This window comes from Chloroflexus sp. (genome assembly GCF_056331925.1).
Window position 1 is genome coordinate 155,040 of sequence record NZ_JBWGQH010000002.1, and the last position, 18,773, is coordinate 173,812.

16 protein-coding genes are annotated in these 18,773 nt (G+C 56.4%); 7 read left to right on the forward strand and 9 right to left on the reverse strand.

Translation table 11 applies throughout. From position 1 onward, the window contains the following. The first annotated feature begins 616 nt into the window (after nucleotides 1-616). The 6 genes from AC01ZF_RS02035 to AC01ZF_RS02060 all read left to right on the forward strand — a co-directional run bounded on the left by AC01ZF_RS02035 (nucleotide 617) and on the right by AC01ZF_RS02060 (nucleotide 8,598). Nucleotides 617-889, forward strand: a complete 273-nt coding sequence (locus tag AC01ZF_RS02035; protein ID WP_428131080.1) for a hypothetical protein — start codon at nucleotides 617-619, stop codon at nucleotides 887-889. A 318-nt stretch (nucleotides 890-1,207) separates the two neighbouring features. Then, complete coding sequence (locus tag AC01ZF_RS02040; protein ID WP_424675293.1) at nucleotides 1,208-1,672, forward strand: hypothetical protein; 465 nt, start codon at nucleotides 1,208-1,210, stop codon at nucleotides 1,670-1,672. Between the two features lie 676 nt (nucleotides 1,673-2,348). After that, nucleotides 2,349-2,654 (forward strand): hypothetical protein, encoded by a 306-nt coding sequence (locus AC01ZF_RS02045; RefSeq protein WP_424675294.1) that lies wholly within the window; start codon nucleotides 2,349-2,351, stop codon nucleotides 2,652-2,654. Between the two features lie 460 nt (nucleotides 2,655-3,114). Next, on the forward strand, nucleotides 3,115-3,297 hold the full coding sequence (locus AC01ZF_RS02050) for a zinc-ribbon domain-containing protein (protein ID WP_424675336.1): 183 nt from the start codon (nucleotides 3,115-3,117) through the stop codon (nucleotides 3,295-3,297). Nucleotides 3,298-3,457: 160 nt separating this feature from the next. Further along, on the forward strand, nucleotides 3,458-4,906 hold the full coding sequence (locus AC01ZF_RS02055; protein ID WP_428113163.1) for a tetratricopeptide repeat protein: 1,449 nt from the start codon (nucleotides 3,458-3,460) through the stop codon (nucleotides 4,904-4,906). Between the two features lie 86 nt (nucleotides 4,907-4,992). Further along, entirely contained in the window at nucleotides 4,993-8,598 is a 3,606-nt protein-coding gene (locus AC01ZF_RS02060) for a substrate-binding domain-containing protein (protein ID WP_428113166.1), read from the forward strand. 12 nt (nucleotides 8,599-8,610) lie between these two features. Here the strand turns inward: AC01ZF_RS02060 and bcp are convergent, their stop codons facing one another. After that, complete coding sequence (bcp, locus tag AC01ZF_RS02065) at nucleotides 8,611-9,084, reverse strand: thioredoxin-dependent thiol peroxidase (protein WP_424675297.1); 474 nt, start codon at nucleotides 9,082-9,084, stop codon at nucleotides 8,611-8,613. A gap of 153 nt (nucleotides 9,085-9,237) precedes the next feature. On the opposite strand from bcp, the gene AC01ZF_RS02070 reads away from it, so the two are divergent. After that, nucleotides 9,238-10,272, forward strand: a complete 1,035-nt coding sequence (locus tag AC01ZF_RS02070; protein WP_424675298.1) for a ketopantoate reductase family protein — start codon at nucleotides 9,238-9,240, stop codon at nucleotides 10,270-10,272. 61 nt (nucleotides 10,273-10,333) lie between these two features. Here AC01ZF_RS02070 and AC01ZF_RS02075 read toward each other — a convergent pair whose 3' ends face one another. From AC01ZF_RS02075 to AC01ZF_RS02110, 8 genes are all read right to left on the reverse strand, one after another. Beyond that, nucleotides 10,334-11,077: a response regulator transcription factor gene (locus tag AC01ZF_RS02075; RefSeq protein WP_424675299.1), complete on the reverse strand. Its 744-nt coding sequence runs from the start codon at nucleotides 11,075-11,077 to the stop codon at nucleotides 10,334-10,336. Between the two features lie 73 nt (nucleotides 11,078-11,150). Further along, a complete protein-coding gene (locus AC01ZF_RS02080; protein WP_424675300.1) occupies nucleotides 11,151-11,753 on the reverse strand; it encodes a protein-methionine-sulfoxide reductase heme-binding subunit MsrQ in 603 nt (200 codons plus the stop codon). 136 nt (nucleotides 11,754-11,889) lie between these two features. Further along, nucleotides 11,890-12,837, reverse strand: a complete 948-nt coding sequence (gene msrP / locus AC01ZF_RS02085; protein ID WP_428113172.1) for a protein-methionine-sulfoxide reductase catalytic subunit MsrP — start codon at nucleotides 12,835-12,837, stop codon at nucleotides 11,890-11,892. A gap of 80 nt (nucleotides 12,838-12,917) precedes the next feature. Then, complete coding sequence (locus tag AC01ZF_RS02090) at nucleotides 12,918-13,502, reverse strand: hypothetical protein (RefSeq protein WP_424675302.1); 585 nt, start codon at nucleotides 13,500-13,502, stop codon at nucleotides 12,918-12,920. A 155-nt stretch (nucleotides 13,503-13,657) separates the two neighbouring features. Then, nucleotides 13,658-14,233 carry an ANTAR domain-containing response regulator gene (locus tag AC01ZF_RS02095; protein ID WP_012257866.1) on the reverse strand — a complete coding sequence of 192 codons (576 nt, stop codon included), beginning with the start codon at nucleotides 14,231-14,233 and terminating at the stop codon, nucleotides 13,658-13,660. Nucleotides 14,234-14,370: 137 nt separating this feature from the next. Next, nucleotides 14,371-17,037, reverse strand: a complete 2,667-nt coding sequence (locus AC01ZF_RS02100; protein ID WP_476575072.1) for a CapA family protein — start codon at nucleotides 17,035-17,037, stop codon at nucleotides 14,371-14,373. Nucleotides 17,038-17,107: 70 nt separating this feature from the next. Further along, nucleotides 17,108-17,944, reverse strand: coding sequence for a metal ABC transporter permease (locus AC01ZF_RS02105; protein ID WP_476575073.1), 837 nt, complete (start codon nucleotides 17,942-17,944; stop codon nucleotides 17,108-17,110). Continuing rightward, complete coding sequence (locus AC01ZF_RS02110; protein WP_424675305.1) at nucleotides 17,937-18,773, reverse strand: metal ABC transporter ATP-binding protein; 837 nt, start codon at nucleotides 18,771-18,773, stop codon at nucleotides 17,937-17,939. Before AC01ZF_RS02110 ends, AC01ZF_RS02105 begins: the two co-directional genes overlap by 8 nt.

Consider the following 18,773-nt stretch of genomic DNA (forward strand, 5'->3'; position numbering starts at 1 on the left):
GCGCCGCGAACGTGGAGGGTGCGGCGAAGGGGTAACGCCAAGGCGCCGCGAACGCGGAGGGTGCGGCGAAGGGGTAATAGGGACCCCTAGCAGTATAGATACCCCTTGGCAATGATGGCGAAGGAAATGAGTCGTCGCCACGCCTGCTCGCTTGCGAACAGATGCTGTTGAATTCCACGTCGCTCAGAATCGTGAAAGACCGACAGGAGGAAAATTGGTGTTCCCATATCTTGGTCAGTCAAGCTGTCTAAACCAAGGGACAGGGAAGCGACTACGATACGGCATGCTAATCATGGTGGCTATGCTCGCGTCGGTGATGAGCGGGTGGTGGAGGATTCCCTTCACGGGCGTCGCCGGTGGGCCGGCAGTTGTCTACCAGGCCGCGACGAGCGGTGCCGCGGCTGGACCCCGCTTCCACCGAAGCTACGGTTTGGCAGGGAGCAATGAGAGAGTTATTACGGTGCTACCCACGTCTGATAGCGGGTTGATATTGGTCGGTTTTACCCACCGAAACTCACCCTGGTATCTAGGACCTTATGTCGTCAAGATAGACGCTGCCGGGAATGTCTAGTGGAGCCGGACGTATGGAGACGGGAACAAATGGACCGGCCGTGCTGTGGCTGCCACGGATGGAGGGTTCTGGCTGGTCGGTTCCACCGACCGCGACATCTACCTGGCAAAGATGGATGCGGCCGGGAACGTGGAGCAGACCAGCACTTACGACGGCGGCGCCATTGAGGGAGCAGGAACCATCCTGACCACCTCCGACGATGGTTTTCTGCTAGTGGGCAGCACTTCGCCTGGCTACCCCTCTCCTGTGCAGGCGCTGGTGATCAAGCTGGAAGTCTCAGGCAGCGTGCAGTGGAGCCGCACCTATGGGGTCTTCTAGAGGAACAGGAGCGTTCTTGTCTTCCACGGTTCAGACTTCTGATGGGGGATTCCTCTTGAGAGGGAACCGATCCGTCTACGACTATCGGACAGGTCAGTATACATATTCTATTGTCCTGTTGAAATTGAACGTGGATGGCACGGTTCAGCAGGGCTGGGAGCTAAGCATCCTAGCTTCGGAAGCATTAGCCTGGGGGATATGGTGACCACATTCCGACGGTGGTGTTCTGCTGGTAGGGACCACCATAGTTGGGATGAATGGGAATCTGGAGGACGACGATGTGCTGGCGGTGAAACTAGATGATGCGGGGAACCTCCAGTGGGCTGCATCGTCGCCGGCAATACCCAATCTTTCAGCGACTTTGACGGTGACTTCTGGGTGCTCAAGCTGGATGGTTCCGGCAATATTCAGTGGCAGAAGACCTACGGCGGGCCAGATTGGGACTTGGCCCAGGCAAACTATCCGACTGCGGATGGAGGATACGTGGTTGCGGGACTCACGGCGTCATTCGGGGCCGGCGGAGTTGATGCGTGGGTTTTGAAGCTGGACGGGCAGGGGGATCTGTCCGACTGCGCGTCGGCCATCGTCGGCACCCCCTCGGCGGTGCCGTCCCCGGCTGGTCTCGTCGTATACACATCCAACGCCACGCCGGCGGTTTCTTCGGCCACCGTGAGCGTTTCCTCCGCTACGCCTGTCGCGTCTTCCGCCATGGTTGGAGACCAGTGCCCGCCGTCGGGACCGGCTCACAGGCTCTATCTGCCGCTGGTGGTCCGAGCACAGTAGGTAGTAATGTACGCAATCTGAAAAGGAGGTGACGGATATGAAGAGCAATGGTAATAACGCTCGGAGGTTTCTCCGGATTCTCCCTGGGCTTCTGCTCACCGCAACAGCCCTGTGGGTGGGCATCACTGTCCGCAACGAGCCTGTTCAGACCCAAACCACCTTTACGGTGACGATAAGCGGCACAGGCCTTGGGAGCGGAGTGGTAACGGATTTTGACTTACCATTAACTGCACGATCACCGCAGGTGTTTCTTCAGGGATTGTACGGAAAGTTATCCATGGAGGAACTACGTCTCGCTGAAAGCTTCACCTGCCCCTGGCTCCATTTTCGTCCGCTGGCTGGGCGACTGCTCCGGCTCTTCGTCTGACATCACGATAGGTCCACTAAATCGAAACATGACCTGTATTGCCTGGTTTGCGCCGCCGATAACCTTGCTGGAGGAGCATTTCGACCACGACATCCCCAGCACGTTGGAAATTGTAGACGGGGGGAATAACGCCGGCAATCAGGCCGCCCGCACATGGACCACCGATAACCCCGGCAACCGCAATTTCGGCCCACCCTTCGAACCACCGTTTGCCATCGTGGATTCGGACGCCGCCGGTCCCGGGGCAACCCAGGCCGAACGACTCATCACGCCCTGGGTCTCCGTCGAAGCATGTGGGGGAAAGTGTTCGTGTCCTACGCCGACTACATGCTCGGCTTCGAGGCTGAGATCGCCGACATGGATATCCTCACGAGCACTAGTTGGGTGCGGCTGCACTGGTGGGTTGGGGGAAGTTATCCCGTCGCGCCACGAACAACCGCCCTTGAGCTGACGCCCAAGCTGGGCAATGCCAGCTTGTTCCGTCTGCGCTGGCACTATTATAATGCGAGCAATGAAATAGTACTGGGCAATGACAGTGTGCGCGTTTTCTGCCAGCCGCCCGTGCCCTCAGGTGGCTATCCGCTCTACCTACCCCTGGTGGTAAAGGGGCCGTGAGGAGGCGAGGTGTTGGTGCAGAAGCGCGCAGGAGTCATACATCTGATCAAGTGAACTCTTTCCCATGAACGGCTGAACCGTTGTCTCAAGGAGGTCGCAATGAAGGGGAGGGGAGAAGGTGCGTGGGGCTGGGAGTGTGAGGCCCTGCAAGGACGCCGGCGGCTGCTCTCGTGCTCGCAGCAGAGGTACGGCGCTTCCAGGCCGGTTTTCGGCCTCTGCACGCGCCTGGATTAGGCTAGACCTGGTTGTCGTCTGGTAGAACGAGCGTGTGCTCAGTCGGGGCAGTTGAGTTTTTAAGAAGAGACGTCGTTGCCAATCAATGTACCAGTAGGTGCGAAGCACGCGCTGCCGTGTAGTGTCGGTCTCCATGCACATGGTGCGTTGCTTATGGTACAATAAAAACGCGGTCTATTGCTCATACATTCGGTAAGCGCTTATGGCTATAATCTTTTACCGCGATATGGAATTGATTTGCCGCAGTTGCGGCGCGAAGTTTATCTTCACTGCGGGTGAGCAGGAGTTTTACGCTGATAAAGGCTTTCTTCACGAGCCGACACGTTGCCCCAAGTGCCGCAATCGTCGAGAAGCCGCATCCTTACGGCGGCGCGCGGCCACCCCCCTGTCGGAGGATGAGGAAGAGTGAGGGTGGAAACTCGGTGTGCTGGTTGCGTTATGTACAGTGCTTCTCGGTTGGGTACAAAAGCTTATTGTTGTGTTGACCAAAGCTATCATGCGAATTGCTCGACACTCAGATAAGCAGTTCCTCCTAACGCTGCATTGATACCACTTCGACTCACATATCCGTGAATCATCGTTGGCAACGGATCATTGCTTGGCTCGGTATTACGCTAACGGCGTATATCGCTGTCTCTATCGCGCTCCGTCCTGATCCTTACGATGCGCTCCGGACAGCCGACGCGCAATTTGCCGTTGGTGCGTATCACGCTGCCCTCACTACGTACACGGCGCTCAGTGCCGATCTGGCCGAGGCAGCGTTGCGCCGTGGCATTGTGTATGCGGTGCGAGGTGAGGCCGATCCGGCGCGTCGGGCATTAGCAGCCGCTATTCAGGCCGGGCTGCGTCCACCGGATTATCAGCGTGCCGTGCTTTATCTCGGCGACGTTGCTTTGCTGGAGGGTGACCGCGATGCGGCGCGTCGCACGTGGCAGTTGCTGACCGTCTGCACGCCAATCCATTGCGCAGTACGTGATGTGTTGCTGGCCGATGATGATCTCGTTGCCGGACGGTTTCAGGAGGCGTTGGTCGGCTATCACCGTGTACCTCTTGAGTTATTGCCTACCGATTGGGCATCGTTGATCATGATACGACGAGCATGGCTCACAACGTTACTTGACCCGGCGCGACCGCCGGTATTCCCTGCTGTATCCACCGATGTGCCGTCCGATCCACTGTTACGGCCATTGTTACTACCGACGCCCGATCCGGTGACACTGGCCGAGGTGTTAGCGGCAGAACCAGCAGCGCGACCACAACTGCTTGGTCAATTGGCGCTCGATCTGGGCTATGACCGTCTCGCTCTCGCGTTCTTTGCGCAGGTTGATCCAGCAGGGCCATATGGATTAGCTGCTGCCATTTATCGTGCCTATGCTCATCTCCGGCTCGGCGACCGTCAGCAAGGCGTTGAGCAACTCGAACAATTGTCTACCGCACACCCGAACGATCCACGGCTTGGCCCACTGTTGGCACTGGCCTATGTCAACAGTGGAGACCTCGATGCTGCCGCCGCACGGTTACAACGGATCCGCGACGCCGGCATCAGCGGCCCGGCGGTAGCGTTGGCCCAAGCCGGGCTGGCTCTGGCACAACGCGATTTCGTTGCCGCCGCCGATGCCTATGAACAGGCGGTGATCGTAGCACCGGCTGCCGACCGAGCGCGCTACGTTACCTTGGCCGCCCGTTTTCATCTCGATAGTGGCTTTGAGCGTTGTACAAGCGGGTTACTGGCCGCGCAAGCGGCAGTCAATGCGCAGCCGTCTGATCCGGAGGCGCTGACGATTCTCGCCGGTACTCGCTACTACTGTGGCGATTTTGCCGATGCACGGGATACCGCAGCGACAGCGCTTGCTGCCGGTGCAGGGGTTGAGGCTCGGTTCTACTACGGCTTGGCGCTTAGTGCAACCGGTGATCTGGCCGGAGGTAGCGCCGCACTCATTGCAGTAGCCGATCAAGCGCCGGCAAGCCGGTGGCGTAGACGGGCAGAGACGGCGCTTGCACTGATTGAGGGGCGATGACGCGGCGTGGTCTGATTTGTTGATCAGCCCATTCTACTTTATGATTCTCCATACACGAGACATTCACCGACTTAGAGACAGACCCTATGCACACCATTGCTGCAACGACGCAACGCCGACGACGTCCAACGGTGGGAGTCATCGCTGGCTGGCAGTTTTATGGCACCATGCTGACGATGAGCTACCTTAGCCCGATTTATCAGGGTATTCGTCAGGCTGCGTATGATCTCGGCTGTAACCTCTTGTTGGCCTGCGGTATGGGTCCGTCCGGTCAGATCAATGAGCCACTACGTCCGGCTTGGTTCGATGTGATCGAAGATACCGATTTCGTACCGGTGGGGCCATGGAACACCCACGGACTGATTATCATCAACCCCCTGCAACGCCCCGAACGGTCGCAGGCGGTACAGGCTACCCGTGCATCCGGTCATCCGGTGATCTTTGTGGGGTCGGGGGAACGAGGACCAACCATTGTCGCTGACAACGTCGGTGGGATCTACGCAGCACTGCGCCATATCGTGGAACATGGTCATCGCCAGATTGCCTTTATTGCCGGTAGTCAGACCGATCTCGAAGGTGATTCGGGTGATCGATTACGTGCTTTTCAGGCGGCGATGGTCGAGTTTGGCTTGCCAATCGATCCGCGGCTGATCGTGTTTGGTCGGCATGTCTTTACCGGTGGTTATGAAGCGATGCACCGATTATTGGCAACCGGCGTACCGTTCACCGCGGTGTTGGCGAGTAATGACGAGTCGGCAATTGGAGCCATCACAGCTCTGCGTGAAGCCGGTAAGCAAGTGCCGCACGATATTGCTATCATCGGCTTTGATGATCGGATCGAGGGATTGTTGCAAGAACCGGCCCTGACGACGGTACGGATCCCTCTCTTCAAATTAGGCTATCAGGCGCTTGAGCTGATGGTGCGCCATATACGTGAGCGTGAACCGTTGCCCGAATTGGTGCAAGTGCCTACTCGCTTGATCGTCCGTGAGTCATGTGGGTGTAGCCAGAGTGCTGTATTGGCCGATACGCTGGAGATGATTGCTCATCACCCAACTGAACCGACTGTGACCAATTTGCCTGCACAAGCCGCCCAAGCGATGAGCACGATGCTGGCACCTAAAATGCATGGGTTCACAGCAAGCGAGGTGTCTCGACTTTGCCAACAGCTTATCACGGCATTCAGGCAGAGTGTGCAATCTGCTCGTTCGGTTGCCTTTCGTACCGAGTTGGCACAGGTGCTCAAGCAAGTCGCTGCTGCCGGCGATGACACCCATGATTGGCAAATTGCTATTTCCTTCTTGCGCGATCTTGTGCCGCGGATGTTCGATCCGACGTTGCAACCACTTGCCTTTGAGTTACTCGACGAAGCTCGGGTGACGACAAGTGCGGCCATGCGTTGGCAGTATTGGCAGTATTTTAATCGGCAACAACAGACCAACAATCGGGTAGGGCGATTGACCGCACGCTTGTTACATACGCTGGCTGAAAGTGATATTTACGAAATTTTGGCCCACCATCTCCCCGAACTCAATATTCCCTTGCTCTGGATTGGCTTCTTTGAGGCCGAAGATAGTGATTCAGTGGCATGGTGTCGGTTGCGCGCCGTGACGGCGTCGCAGCAACCCGTTGTGCGCATTCGCAGCCGGGCCTTTCCGCCTCGTCAGTGGTTACCGACTCGCCAATCGTTCCAGCTTGCCTTGATCCCACTTGGTGGGACGGGCAGTGAGGCGGGTTTTGTGACGTTTGATGCATCACGCCTTGACCTCTACGGCACCATTACCCAACAAATCAATGCCGCTCTCAACACTGCTCGGCTTTACCGAGCGGCGAGCGAGGGACAGCGGCTGGCCGAAGAGGCTAATCAACTCAAAAGTCGCTTTCTGTCAATGGTAAGTCACGAATTGCAGACACCGCTGAATCTGATCGTCGGGATGAGTGATCTCCTTCTGCGCGAGATTACTCAGAGTGGAAACCCATTACCGTCATCGATCCGTGATGATCTCAAACGCATCTATGCTAATGCTCGACATCTCGGTCGGTTGATTAGCGATGTGCTTGATTTGGCAAGCAGCGATGCCGGCCAATTGCGGCTAAACTGTGAGATAGTTGATCTCGGTGAAGTGATGCGGGTAGTGGCCGATGCCGGTCGGCAAATGGCTGCCGATAAACAGTTGACGTGGTACGACTCGATTCCTGCCGAAGGGCCGTGGGTTTGGGGTGATCGGACCCGCCTCCAACAGATCGGGCTTAATCTCGTTGTCAATGCGATAAAGTTTACTGCTCGCGGTCGTGTTGGCCTGATTGTGACCCCTGAAACCGATGCGGTTACCGTTACTGTGCGTGATACCGGCATTGGTCTGCCGCCTACCGAACAGGCGCGTATCTTCGAGGAGTTTCAGCGTTCCGAACGGAGTGTCAGTCAGGGTTATGGTGGGATCGGCCTGGGGTTGGCAATCTGTAAACGGTTGGTCGCGATGCACGGTGGGGAGATTGGAGTGCGTTCGAGTGGCATTGAGAGTGAAGGTACAGAGTTTTTCTTCCGCTTGCCGACTATCACCGCCCCTGCACCACGTCGACGACCCAATCCACCGGCGTTGCCTGTCCAGCCGCGTGTGTTGCTCCTTTCTGCCGACCACGATGAACCGTTGCAGCGTTACCTCGAACAGCGAGGCTTTACCGTGACCGTCTTTTCCATTGACGCGAGTGCTGCATGGTTGAATGAACTGCTCCACCGTAGCTACAGTGCGGTCGTTTTGCATGCCACCCAAGGTGAGCGGGCATGGTGGCAGACGATCCAAGTGTTGAAAGCCAACCCAACGACACGCGATTTGCCGCTCTTGTGTTACGCCATGACCGAGCAACATGGTGCAGTGATGGAGTTTAACTACCTGACCAAGCCGATTGAGTTGGCCGATCTGTCGCGTGCGCTCGATCAGTACTGGCGAGTTACCGGTACCATCGGTACGCCCCAGATCATCCTCGTGGTTGATGACGATCCCGATACGCTCGATCTGCATGCGCGCCTGATACAGGCCCACGGTATCGCAAAACTGGTCTTGCGGGCACGTTCGGGGCGCGAAGCGCTGGAATTGATGGAACAGCAGCGTGTCGATTTGGTGTTGCTTGATCTGATGATGCCCGAGATGGACGGGTTTGACGTGCTGGTGGCAATGCGGAACCATAAGCAGATGCGAGAGATTCCGGTAATCGTGATTACCGGACGTGTTCTCAGCGAAGAGGATATGGCTCGTCTCAATCAAGGGGTAACTGCGGTACTGAGCAAAGGTGTGTTCAGTGCGCACGAGACTCTCGCCCGCTTACAAGCTGCGCTCGAACGTCGCCGACGGCTCAGTGATCAGGCGCAGACACTGGTACGTAAGGCCATGGCGTATATCCACAGCCATTACGACCACCCGCTCACCCGGCAAGATATTGCGCGTTACGTCGGCATGAGTGAAGACTATCTTACCCACTGTTTTCGGCAAGAACTCGGCACCACGCCGATTGATTATCTCAACCGCTATCGGGTGTTGCAGGCACGCCGACTGCTGCTCGAGAGCGATAAGAGCATTACCAATATCGCGCTAGAAGTCGGCTTTTCGAGCAGCAGTTATTTTAGTCGCGTGTTTCGTAAGGAGACCGGTCACTCACCGGAAGAATATCGCCGACAGGGGCGAAGTACGATCTGAGGGGAAGCCGTTTCACGGTTTTATACCCAACGCAGCTAAAGCTCGTTTGACGCTATCGGCAGGGCTAACTTTCACTTCGGCTTGTACAATACGCCCCTCTTCATCGATCACGAAGTGGGAACGGATAATGCCCATATACTTCTTGCCCATCATCGACTTCTCGCCCCACACACCATACGCTTCGGCCACGCGATGTTCTTCATCGGCGAGCAAGATGAACGGTAAATTGTGCTTAGTCTTAAACTTCGTGTGTGATTTGGTACTGTCAGGACTAATCCCGATCACAACCGCATTCTGCTCTTCGATCTGCGGGTACGAATCGCGAAACCCGCACGCCTGTGATGTACAGCCGGGCGTATCGTCTTTCGGGTAAAAATAGAGAATGACGCGCTTTCCGCGAAACTGGCTGAGCGAAACCGGTTCGCCGGCTTCGTTCGGCAAGGTAAAATCGGGGGCTTGATCGCCAACTTGTGGTGGAATTGTCATAGCTCGGTTTCCTTCTCAATCCAAATCCAGCACGATCATGCTACCACGAAAAAACGGTGCCGTCTGCCGGTTGTTTTCAGGTATACTACACCGTTGTTGAAAGAGTTCATCCGGCGGGCGCCGGATTATGGTCAAGCCGCGTTGGAGGCATGCATGGCTATCGTAATCGTCGGTGGTGGTGCGATTGGGCTGCTCGTCCTGTCGCGGTTAGCGCAAGCGGCCAACATCCCACCGGTAGCGCTGCTGACACGGCCAAAGGGTGTCGAAGCACTGCGCGCTCATCCACTATCGGTCAGCGGGGTTGGTGCGTGTACATTGACGGATCTCACTGTCGCCGGCTCGGTGGCCGAATTATCATCGGCGTTTCACCGACCGGCGTTGGCGATAGTCTGTGTCAAGGGGTACGACACCGCCGGCGCGATTCCGTCCTTGCAAGCTCTGAATCCGGCTGCTATCCTCACGTTGCAAAACGGGATCGGTCATGAAGAGACGTTGGCGGCAGTATTCGGCGCCGACCGGATCATTTCCGGTGCGATTACCACCTCAGTTGATGCGACCGGCCCAACGACGATTACTGTCACGAAAGCCGGTGGGATTGGATTAGCACCGGTCGGTGTGGCGAGCGATCTGGTGTTGGCCGAGACGGCCCTGAGTGCCGCCGGATTTATCGTTCGGCGCTACCCCGATTATCGGGCAATGAAATGGTCAAAGGCGTTGTTGAATATGTTGGGCAACGCGACGGCTGCAATTCTCGATTGGCCGGTCACAAAAGTCTATGCTGATCGCCGGCTGATTGCACTTGAGCGGGCGGCAGTGCGTGAAGCGTTAGCGGTGATGGATGCACTGCGCATCAAGCCGGTCAATTTACCACGCTATCCGGCGGCCCTGTTGGCGTTTGGTGTCCGCCGGATACCGCCGGTCGTGCTCGACCCGATCTTGCAGCAGCGGGTGGCCGGTGGACGTGGTGGCAAGGACCCGTCCCTGTTGCGCGATCTCCGTGCCGGGCGGTCGCGTTCCGAGGGTGAATTTCTCTACGGCGCCGTTGCTACAACGGCGCAGGCGCATGGGCTAGCTGCGCCGGTCAATGCCGGGTTATGGCGGATTTTAAGTGGAATCGCGCGTGGTGAATTGGCGTGGGATACGTATCGGGGTCAGCCCGAACACCTGTTAGCCGAGTGTCGGCCATAACAGTGCTGCCCACCGTGGTGGTTCCTGTTAAGATCGCCGGCCTATCAACCGGTACGGTCGTTCAGACCACCGGTGTTTCGGTCGTATTGAGCCGGCGTGCGCCGGGAAAGTCAACAAACCGATACCCTACCCCACGTTCGGTCAAAATGTAACGCGGATTGGAAGGGTCTTCTTCAATCTTTTGGCGCAGATACGTAATGTACAAACGCAGATAATGGCTTTCGTCACGATATTCTGGCCCCCACACTTTGCTCAGCAACATCTCGTGGGTTAACACATAACCGGCGTTCTGCACCAGATGGTACAGCAAGCGATATTCGGTGGGGCGCAGATTGACCCGCTTCCCGTCAACCAACACTTCACGGCGGGCGAAATCGATACTAAGTCGGTCGTCAACCTTGACCAGTGTTTGTGGGATGGGCGGTTGGGTGTAGTGGCGGCGTAAGACGGCTCGAATGCGACTGATCAGTTCACGTTGGCTAAACGGTTTGCCGACGTAATCGTCAGCGCCAAGTTCGAGACCACGCACCCGATCCTCTTCCTCATCTTTTGCCGTGAGAATGATCACCGGTACTTGTGAGAAGCTACGGATGCGGCGCAGTGCCTCGAATCCGTCCATCACCGGCATCATCACATCGAGCAAGACGATGTCGGGCATCTCCTCGCGCACCTTATCGACGGCCTCACGGCCATTGGTGGCAGTAGTCACCCGCATCCCCTCGAGTTCTAAATTCATGCGCATGAAGGTGATCATGCGCGGCTCGTCATCAACGACGAGGACAAGTTTGTCTTTTAATTCGCTCATGATTGCATTGTATCACGTTCATCCGACTTTGCCTAGCCAGTATGATACCATCACCTTGATCCATGTGGAAGCTCTACTCCACATCGGTTTTCAACTGCGCGTGCTGTCTCGGTAGTCTCACCTGTAGCCAACGGGCGAGCAGTAGTCCGATCAGGACGCCACCCGCCACGAATGCCGGGCGAGGGTCTTTGCTCAGCCATAGGTAATGGAGCACTGCCAACGAGGCTGCGAGGTAAACGAGGCGATGGAGGCGACGCCACCAGTGTTTGAGGCGTCGTTGCCAACCGGTTGTCGAGGTGATGGCGAGTGGCACGAGTAGCAGAAAAGCGAATAGTCCGGCGATAATATAGCGTTTCTCGCCGATGGCTTGGACGATCAGGCCGAGATCAAGCCCATAATCCACGCCTACAAAGATGGCGACGTGCATTCCGGCATACGCAAAGCTGTAGAGGCCAAGCGGGCGGCGCCAGCGCATAACTTGTTTCCAGCCTAGCCAGTGATTCAGCGGGGTGCATGCTAATGTCGCTAGTAATAAGACCAACGCAAACCAGCCGGTTCGCTGGGTCAGATATTGGATCGGATTCACCGTTAGTCGATTGCCGAGCGCATCGCCGATGAGCAGGGCGAGAGGTAGCCAGCCGATCAGGTGCGGGGCCAGACGTATCAATTTCGTCATCGTCAATACCCTCGAAGGGTAACGTGGAGTTGGTAGCAGCAGGTCTGAACACCCACGGTGCAAAACCACTCGGTGGTTCTAGCGCAGTAGGCCGCACAACGAACTTCGCGCTACCAAATCTAGTCATGTGGTAAAGCTAATAATTCTTGCGTAAATCCATACCGGCGTAGAGTGCCGCTACCTGTTCCGCATACCCGTTGAACGGTAACGTCTTCCGGCGGCCCAACTCGCCGATACGCCGCTCGGTCGCTTGCGACCAACGCGGGTGTGGTACGTCGGGATTAACGTTGGCGTAGAAGCCGTATTCGTGCGGGGCGACTGCCATCCACAACGAAACCGGCATTTTGTCGGTTAGTTCGATCTTAACAATCGATTTGATACTCTTGAAGCCATACTTCCACGGAACAACCAACCGTAGCGGCGCACCATTTTGAGGCAAGAGGGTTCGCCCATAGAGGCCGGTGCTGAGGAGCGTCAGATCGTGCATTGCTTCATCGATCCGCAACCCTTCGACATAGGGCCAGGGAAAGTAGCGATCGCGTTGTCCCGACATCTGATCGGGGTCGTACAGGGTCTCAAAACGGACGTATTGAGCCTGTGCTGTCGGCTCGACGATGGCCAGCAATTTACGGAGCGGAAAACCTTGCCATGGGATGACCATCGACCAGCCTTCAACGCAGCGCAGACGGTAGATCCGTTCTTCTTGCTCGAACTGCGTTAAGATATCTTCAATTGCAAAAATCTGTGGGTTACGCACCATCCCCGTCACCTCAACCGTCCATGGGTGAGTGACGAAATTGGTGGCGAGTCGGGCCACATCTTCCTTATTCGTCGTAAATTCGTAGAAATTGTTGTAGGTCGTAATTTGCTCAAAACTGTTCGCCGGATCACCTAGCTCATCGCGAAGACCGGTCGTGTTGCTCGCTGATGGCGAATCGATGGTACTGGCAGGTGCCGGTACGCCGCAGGCATGCAGCAGCGCACTAAATCCGAGCACACCCAAGCCGCGCAAAATGGTGCGGCGACTGAAATAGACCGATTCGGGGGTGATCTCTGACGAACGTATCGTAGGATCGCGGTACATAGCAGGACTTTCTAGATTGCCAGCCTTATGCAGTCGTCATGGGTATTATACGACGCTCGATGCGAAAAGGATGGCTGGTTTCATTCGTCAATGAGGGTAAGGATGAGTCGCCGCACCTGCCAAAGCCGTCGGTCAACCCCTTCGGGGCGGATGCCGAGATCGTCGCGGATCTGGCTCATCTGCAAGCGAATAGTATCGATAGGACCTTTTTGTGGCTCAACGCTGAGTTGATACGCATGATCGAGCGCGCGACGAGCCGACATTAATGCGCGGTCGGCTTCGGCGAAGTCGTTCCGTTGCAGCGCGCTGACTGCTTCATCAATGGTGATGGCTGCGCGAAGCAACAGCGTTGCCGCCCGTAAGCGTGCGTTTTCGGCTTGCAGATCGAGAATGGTGAGACGGATCAAGCCATCGTCAAGTAGCGCTGCCGGTACGGTTGGTAACGGGGTGGGTAAGGGCGTTGGGGGGATGGTAGGCGCAGGGGTGGCGGTCACAAATTGTGGTCCGCTCGGTGATGGTGTGGGGAGAAACCAGTAGTGAAGAGTAGTGAACAACAACAAACTTACGACAAGTGTCACGAAATGCGGCCCGATCAGCGCTAGATACCGTCGCCAACGTACCGGTAATGGTGGTTCGGGAGGCAAAGGGGCATCGGCGGATGACATGAACGTAACCTCATGAGTGACTGCAACATCCGCAGAAGGGAGAGAAACATAGCGGGAAAACAGTCATCAAACTACCCGTATCGAATACGTCGCAGGGTAGCGTTCGAGGCTGTACATTCGCTCAACGACCCGCTTGTCTCCCTTGCAATTTACCCCTAAATCTCGTGCGCTAGCAGGATTGCTTGGGCAATTTCTTTCATTGACTTGCGTGTATTCATCGACAGTTGCTGAATCTTGCGGAAGGCCTCGGCTTCCTTCAAGCCTTGCGTATCCATCAGAATGCCTTTGGCACGTTCGACCAGTTTGCGCGTCTCGAGCGTCTCTTTCAGATCCGCGACTTGCCGATCCATTTCGAGGAACTCTTGATAGCGGGCAATGGCGATCTCGATGGCCGGCAAAAGTTCGGCCTCGCGGAATGGCTTCACAATATAATTGACGACCCCCGCCTCTTTGGCCCGCTCGACCAGGTCGCGGTCGGAGTATGCCGTCAGCAGCAGGACCGGGGCAATCTTCTCTTCGGTCAAAATGCGTGCGGCCTGAATACCGTCAAGTTTCGGCATCTTGATGTCCATCAAGACGAGATCAGGACGTAACTCACGGGCGAGATTGATGACGCTTACGCCATCACCGGCTTCGCCGACTACCAGATAGCCGAGACTGACGAGCGTCTCTTTCAGATTCATGCGGATGATCGATTCATCGTCGGCGATCACCAGTCGCGTCTGGGGCATACGCTCTTCTCCTCTATCGTGATTAACAACCTGTGCAGGCTGCACTGCTGTGCATTGTATGTATGCAGGCAGTATAGCATTCAACCATTCACCGATCAACCGTCATGCGAACGATTTTGTGCCCGCCTGACACTATATTAGTATATACCAAGCAGTTTTTGCAATAGTTCATCGTCATCACCAGACGATTGCTGCGGTGGTTCGGCGATTGTATCGTCAAGACGGCGCGTGGCACGACTGTTCGCCGGTAGTGAGACCGGTGGTTCGGTGCGGTCCCAATCCGGTTCAACCATTGGGGCCGGTGTTTCGATTTCAGCTTGCCAACGGGCGCGCTCTGCCGGTGGTACATCGGTATCCGTTGTCTCGGTCAATGGTTCCAATTCTTGCATCCACCGCTCGCGCTCGGCCGGTGGGAGATCACTCCAGTCTACCGGATGGTCGGTTCTGTTCGGGAAAAGGTTGGACGTTGTTTCATCGAGCCACTCTTGTTCTGCCCGGTTGTTCGATGAGTCAGGTGATCCAGACTCGGCTGTACGCTGCCGCAGGGTCGCTTGATCTATTGTCCGTGGATTGGTTGGCCGTTGGTTAGTGGTGTGCGCAGATAATAGTTCAGTTGGTTGGGTCTGGTGCGTTCGCGAACGTGAAGGTTGGCGCCAGGCCGATCGGTTGCGTGTCGCGCTGTCAGAGTCACGTTTACCTATGTGCCGTTTGAAAAGGAAAGATTTGAGTGTAGTGAGCAGGTCGGTGTCTTCACGTGACTCTGACTCCGAAGATGATGCCGGTCTGCGCCGCCACGCGGTAATCCGCTTCAGTTGTTCTTGCCATGTTTCAGTTCGCGTAGATGGTGTATCGTTGATCGCCGCTTGATAGTTACGTCGTCTGCTAAGACCAGGGATCGCTTTTCGTTCGGCATAACGATACAAATCGTACATTGCGGCCATGAGGGTTATGACGAACGCGAGCGCAAGTACGATAAGAAATATAATCGCCAATGTTTCTCCACCGTCACGTTGGGCTATGTCGGCGATCGTCGGGGTAAGCGCAGGGATTGTCGCCGGTAGACTACTACTCGCTGCCGGTGCGATGCTGGTTGGGCAGAGAATGTTCATCGCTAATGATCCTACTTCACGTCCGAGCAAGCCCAAACGTACTTGCCACAGTGGGTTCTCTGGGGCCAAAGCAACCGGGTCTAGCTCAAATCTGGCCCGCTCAAAGTATTGCACTACCAGATCGCGCCCGGTGGTGGGGTCGCGTTCGGTTAGAGCACCGCTAATCGGATACCCGAACATGCTTAGCCCACCGTAGCGTTCGTAGAAAGCTCGAAAGTGCGGATGCGCAAAGGTTGCCGGGTCGTCTAGATTGGTGCGTGGTCTAACCGCTTCGCTGGGATAACTGTAGCGAAATGCAACCGTGCCGAGATGCGAACCCAGGACACGATATGGCCAATCGTTCTCTGGGTGTAACTCTAAGCGTTGACGTTCAGTGTAGAGCACGGCAACCTCTTGACGACAATCTCCGGTCAATTCACGTCGAGGTGATTCAAGTGGTAAGCCAAGCAAGGCGATTGCATTGATCAGGTCTTGCGCTCGATCACTCCCGAAAGTCTGATAAAAGCGGGCAAAATCACCGGGTATCGGTATGTTTGGCGCTTCGGGCAAGACGATTGCCGGACACACCTCGACCTTGGTGGGTGGTGGCGTTGATGGTACAGCATGGAGCCGGCCAGGATCGCCGAGCAACGTTGCCAATTCGTTGGGTACGTCCGGCAACGGGGTAGGACCACGATTGCCGTTGCCAGGGTTGATCGGCAAATAGCGAAAGCCGGTTACGCGCACGGCACCATCGGTATCACGTGCCACACCGATGTAAGCAAGAAATGCCGGTGTGGTTGCATTACTAATCAAATCACCCGGCGAAACGATCAACAACCCCTCCCGCTCACCGGCCTGTACCCAATTGACGGTAGCAGTCGTTCCCGGAATACTTCCGATTACTACATCGGCCCCGGCGGCAATCAAGTTACGCGCTGCGTTGAACCGTGCCTGGTTGGGATCGGGATCGCTCGGCTGTCCCCATGCTGTCATGACAACAACGAGTTCGGTTTGCCGGCGGGCCTGTTCAATCGCCGTGGTAATGCTCGGCAATACCCCGGCTACGTCGGCTAAGATGTTGAGCTGACCCCGTGGATCGGCGTTACCATCTAACCCCCACGTCGCACTAAGAAAGCCAATGGTCAGTGGTGCGTTCGGATGGGGAACGGTAACTTTCAAGAACGGTGGTGCATCCCGATTATCGGCAGCACCGTGCTGATAGATACCGTGGCGTGATAACGTCTGGAGTGTAGCGGTAACACCGGACGGGCCGAGGTCAAGAAGGCGGGGATGCGCTGCCCCAAGCAGTAACAGCTTATGTTCGGCCAACGCTGTCGCAAATACCGGTGCGGTTCCACCGGCGAGCGGACCGGCGAGTATTGCCATTCCTAGATCGGCTGCTGCCAGGAATGGCTGCAACGGCCTAAATGCCTCGGTGTAGCTGGGAATTTCCACCCCGCCGGGAGAAAGTGCTGCTGGATCAATCGCACCGGCCGCCAGTAGCGTATACTGAACGGTATCGCCGGCGCCACAGCGGTTCAGTGCCCAAAGCGATGCCGTGGTGGACTGAGCAGTGACCGTTGGAACGGGGATCACCACCAGGAAGGCCACGATTGCAAGCCAATGCCGGATGTTCATACCGCGTCGCAGTGCGTGGGCTGACGTTCCACTCGTCGCAACAGGCCCGACGCTGTGTCGGGGAACGATGATCACACCTATTGTCTGATCACACCATCGCCACACGACGACCGCGTGTGCCGATTGCAACAATTGTACTACATGATCAGACGTTACGCCGACGCAGACGCGAACCGATCCATACCAACACGAAGATGAGGGTGCTGGTCAGCACAATCGCCGACCCCGAGGCGATGCTAAAGTAGTATGAGGCATAGAGGCCTACTACACCGGCGATCATTGCCAGGCCGGTGGCTGCAATCATCATGGTATGCATATGATGGGTAAAGAACGCTGCGGTTGCCGGTGGTGTCACCAGAATGGCGATGGTCAGCGCAACGCCGACCGTTTGAATGGCAACGACAATCGCGATAGCCAGTAACGTGAGCAAGAGCACATCGAAGAATCGTACCGGTAAGCGCAAGGTCGCGGCAAGAATCGGGTCAAAGGTAATCACCATCAGCTCTTTGTAGAAGAGGACAATCACCGTGATGACCACTATGCCAAAGAGGGCGATCCGCCAGAGATCGCTCTCGCTGACCCCCAAAATATTGCCAAACAGGAAGTGCGACAGATCAACCGCCGAATTGCGCACGGTCGAAATGAGGGCGACACCCAGCGCGAGCATCGCGGCAAAGACGATCCCAATGGCAGTGTCTTCGCGAATCTTGGTAGCCCGGCTGATGGCGCCAATTGAAAGTGTGCTGACCAGCGCCGTTCCCAATGCCCACCAAAACAGCGTCCCTCGGTCGGCCCCGTTAACGAGGTAGCCGACGGCAATACCAGGTAAGATGGCGTGGGCCAGTGCATCGCCCAAAAACGCCATCCCGCGGAGTACGACATACACACCGACGACGGAGCAGACAATACCGACCAACAGCGCTGCGATCAGTCCGCGCTGCATGAATGAATACACCAACGGAGCTGTCAGAAGATCAATCATGGCGTGTCATTTGTGAGGAATCACAACAACTATCGGCGATAGTCAAGATGCTATCACCGCTGCTGGTCAGATGGAGATGGCCGCCGTAGGTGGCGACGAGATTCATCGCGGTAAACGCTTCACGAGCCGGCGCAAAAGCAATGAGCCGTCGGTTGAGCAGCATCACACGGTCGAAATACCGGCTTGCCTGTTGCAGATCGTGCAATGCGGTCAAGACTGTCACTCGTTCACTCCGTAGTGAAGCCAATGCACGGAATATCTCATCTTGTGATGGAATATCCAAGCCAACTAGTGGTTCGTCCATCAACAACAAACGAGCTTCTTGGGCCAACGCTCGTGCCAGGAAGACCCGCTGCTGCTGCCCACCCGACAACTGCCCGATTTGACGGTTGGCAAATGCGGCCAGTCCTACTCGTTCGAGCGCCCGCTGAACGAGTAAACGATCGTGGGCCGATGGCCGGCGGAATAAACCGATCCGGCCGACCCGCCCCATCAACACCACGTCACTGACGGTCACCGGAAAGCGCCAGTCTACTTGCAGTCGTTGCGGAACATACGCGATGGTGTTCGGTTCGGCTTGGGTATTGCCGAACCAGCGAATGTCACCGGTAGCAATTGGTTGCAGACCGGCAATTGCCTTCAGGAGGGTACTTTTGCCTGCTCCATTTGGGCCAACAATCGCGATGTGTTCGCCCACAGTAATCGTGGCTGAAATATCACTGATCGCTTCGATCTCGCGATAGCGAATGGTGAGATGACGAATGTCAAGCGCCGGCGCAATTGTCGAATCGGCAATTTGCACCGAAGCGGGGGATGCTGCAACCATCAT